Annotated in this window: 5 protein-coding genes; 3 read left to right on the forward strand and 2 right to left on the reverse strand. The window is 63.3% G+C overall.

Annotated features, from left to right (window positions below; all coding sequences use genetic code 11):
- The first annotated feature begins 345 nt into the window (after positions 1-345).
- From VMD50_RS29900 to VMD50_RS18255, 3 genes are all read left to right on the forward strand, one after another.
- On the forward strand, positions 346-690 hold the full coding sequence (locus VMD50_RS29900; RefSeq protein ID WP_414686108.1) for an ArsR/SmtB family transcription factor: 345 nt from the start codon (positions 346-348) through the stop codon (positions 688-690).
- 118 nt (positions 691-808) lie between these two features.
- A complete protein-coding gene (locus VMD50_RS18250) occupies positions 809-1,195 on the forward strand; it encodes a hypothetical protein (RefSeq protein ID WP_325429307.1) in 387 nt (128 codons plus the stop codon).
- A 41-nt stretch (positions 1,196-1,236) separates the two neighbouring features.
- Entirely contained in the window at positions 1,237-1,896 is a 660-nt protein-coding gene (locus VMD50_RS18255; RefSeq protein WP_325429309.1) for a class I SAM-dependent methyltransferase, read from the forward strand.
- 256 nt (positions 1,897-2,152) lie between these two features.
- Here VMD50_RS18255 and VMD50_RS18260 read toward each other — a convergent pair whose 3' ends face one another.
- Complete coding sequence (locus VMD50_RS18260; RefSeq protein WP_325429311.1) at positions 2,153-2,446, reverse strand: type B 50S ribosomal protein L31; 294 nt, start codon at positions 2,444-2,446, stop codon at positions 2,153-2,155.
- On the reverse strand, positions 2,446-3,308 hold an 863-nt coding region (gene mrf / locus VMD50_RS18265), incomplete at its 5' end, for a ribosome hibernation factor-recruiting GTPase MRF (RefSeq protein ID WP_325429313.1). The genes VMD50_RS18260 and mrf, both read right to left, overlap by 1 nt.

Below are 3,308 nucleotides of genomic sequence, written 5' to 3' on the forward strand. Positions count from 1 at the left end.
AACGGTGCTGCAGGCGCTCGGTGCTGCGCCATCACGTGCACCGGGCCTGATTGCTCCGGCATGCCGCGACCGTGGGAGCCCGCGAAGCTGACAGTGGTGGCCAGGGGCGGGATCGAACCGCCGACCTTCCGCTTTTCAGGCTGAGGCAAAGTCAGGTGGAAGGCGTTTATGCTGGTCAAATTGGACACACTGGACCAATTCCGACGGTTCAGAACACGCAATCCCAACCGCATGGCGGATGCAAAGCGGATGAAAACTTAACCCCAGACCCCACAGAGCGCATCAAGAGATTCGTGAAAGTTGACCTTGCCCGGAGAAGTCTTCATCGATTATCGTCGATTATCGATGAATACGGCCACGGGGATCGACCGAGCGACAGCCGAGAAATGGGCGTCGTGGTTCCGCGCCCTCGGTGATCCAACGCGAGTACTGATCCTTCACCTACTCGCAAACGCTGAGGCCCCGATGACCGTTGGTGAGCTTACGGAGCGCCTCGATGTGGGACAGTCGACAATCTCTCATCACCTTGCGAAGTTGGCTGACGTGCGTTTCGTTCTTGTCGATCAGCGAGGCACCTCGAGCTTGTGGCGGATCAACACGAACTGTCTGACCTGTTTCCCCTCGGCGGTCGATGTGGTCATGGGTCGCATACCCGCCGAGTTCACGACTGCCGTGGAGCGCACCCGATGACCAGCAGCGACATCCACGACGACGTCCGCGTCTGCTACGGCCATGCAGTCCGAACCCGGGTTAAGGAGTCAGCAGCTGATAAGCCTTGTGGAGCAAGCCAATACGACAAGCGACACCCATGACCCAACGAGCCTCGACCGGCACCCGTTTGGTGTTCGTCTACAACGTCGACGCCACACCACTGAGCATGTTGCGAGACATTTACTCGGCGATCACCACCGGGATTACCGACTGCCACCTCTGCGACATCACCTACTCGGGGCTCATCAAAAACAAGACCTGGCGACGCTTCGTCGCCAACCTCGGCCTAGCCGTCGACTTCCAGTACAGATCGACATTTCGCGCAGCTCACCCCAACCTCGACGTCGACTGTCCCGCCGCCTTCCTCGAAACAACCGACGAAGAACTCACCCAACTCCTCACATCCGATGAAATCAACGCCGCCCACGACCTCACCCAACTCAAAGAAATCGTCACCAACGCCCTTCGCCGCAACGGGCTTTGAACCAGCCGAAGACTCACTCGTCGATGAAGGAGGACGCTCCCGTGGCACTCACCCTGAAGCAGGCCCGTTCGGTCTACGACCGGATCGGACGCGTCCAGGACTGGCAGGCCATCTACGAGGACGCGACTACCGACCGGCTCGTGGCCAACGCAGCCCTGGCCGCAGACCAGACGATTTTTGAGTTCGGGTGCGGCACCGGCCGGTTGGCCGCGCGCCTTCTGGGGGCGCTGCCGGAAAGCATCAACTACCTCGGCGTCGATCTCAGCCCGGTAATGATCAAGTTGGCCACCAATCGGCTCAACGCCTGGGCGCAGCGCGCCGAGGTGGTGCTGGTCGACGGCTCACTACCGTTACCCGCCAACGACGGGTTCGCCGACCGTGTCCTGTCCACGTTCGTGTTCGACCTGCTCGACGCAGACTACGCGCGGGCCGTTCTGGACGATCTGCGTCGGATTCTGGCCCCCGGGGGCCGGCTGTGCCTGGCCAGCCTTACCCACGGAGAAGGGCGGCTCGAAAGGGCCGTCTCCCAAGCCTGGAATGGGCTGTGGCAAGTCGCCCCTCAGCTGGTGGGAGGGTGTCGCCCCATCGCCATGCGCGCCCTGCTGGGCTCCGACTGGCAGATCCAGCATCACTCGCAAGTGCATCGTTGGGGACTTGTCACCGATGTCGTCATCGCCGCTTCGAGCGAATGCCAACAGTGACACCGCGCCCTTTATAGGTGGCCCATAGGTGGCCCTAAAGGTGGCCCTAAAGGATTCGAACCTGCGACCTGTGGGTTATGAGCCCAGCGAGCTACCGAGCTGCTCCAGCCCGCGTTGGTAAATGCCAGGCTACCGGTTCGGCGTCACGGCGGCCGAATCGCGAGATGACTCGTCGTTAATGCCCGCCTGCGGCGATTCGTTGCCTCATCTGAAGATGCCCGCGGGCGACGATGCGGGATGGAGTTGTCGCCGGTTTTCACTGTGCGGCTTCGGCGTCCCGTTTGGGTGTAGACGGTTGCCGGCTGCCGTAGCGGCGGTGGAATTTTTCCACTTGTCCGGCGCTGTCGACGATGCGGCGGCTGCCGGTCCAGAACGGGTGTGAATCCGCGGTGACTTCGACGACGACGAGTGGGTAGGTGTGCACCCCGTCCGGTGTCTCCCAGTCGATGGTGCGCGAACTGGTCAGGGTCGATCGGGTCAGGAACATCGCACCGGTGGTGGCGTCTTGGAAGACGACGGGGTGGTAATCGGGGTGGATGCCGGGTTTCATCATCGTTCTCCGTGCTGGGTGTGGTGGGCAGGTGTGTCTTCGTCATCGTCGGCTGGTGCTTCGCAGGGGTCTTCGTGCCAGTCGCCGAACGGGTCGTCGTAGCCGATCCAGTCCTGCGGGGTGCGAAGCTCGTCGTCGGTGAGCAGCGCTCCATTAAGGGCGTCGAGGATTTCGGCGGGGTGCGCGCTGTACACCAGGACGGTCATCGCGGTGTGCCGATCGCCGTAGCGGTCGTCCCATGTCAGCTCCGCGAAGACGCGGCGCTCTGCATCGATGTCGGCAAGCTCAGGGCCGGTTAGGGCGGCCAGCCATTTGCCGGCCGAACTGACCCGCAATCCGCCGCCGGCCGATTCCAACCACATCGCCTGCTCGGGTTGGCTGGCCAGCCACAGCCGTCCCCGGGTTCGGATCACGCCGTCGAGCAGCAGGTCCAGGCAAGCGTGCAGACGCTGCGGATGGAAGGGGCGCCTGGCAGTGAACTCGACCAGTTTGACTGGACCTCTGGAATCCAGGGGTGGCTGTCCGGCCAGCAGCGGACCGTGCGGATCGTCGCTTTCGCCTCGCCGCGCATCGACGAATAGATTGTCCAACGCTTGCCCGATGCCCTCGGCGCCCACGTGAATCCGTGCGCGCGGTGACAGCCGGCGCAGCACGGCAGCCACGATCGGGTTAGCGCTGTTTAACACCGCCACGTCGGCGAATTCGGCCTGCCCGACCACCACCTGGGCACGGGTGCGCCCGTCGTCGAGTTGGGCGTCACCGAGCGCCTGGCTCAGCCACACCGATGAATCGACACAGGTCACCACCGCGGCGATCGACACATCGAGGGCCGCCGGCCCGTCGACATACCCTGGCGCCACGC

The sequence above is a fragment of the Mycobacterium sp. genome, assembly GCF_035506235.1.
Classification (GTDB): domain Bacteria; phylum Actinomycetota; class Actinomycetes; order Mycobacteriales; family Mycobacteriaceae; genus Mycobacterium.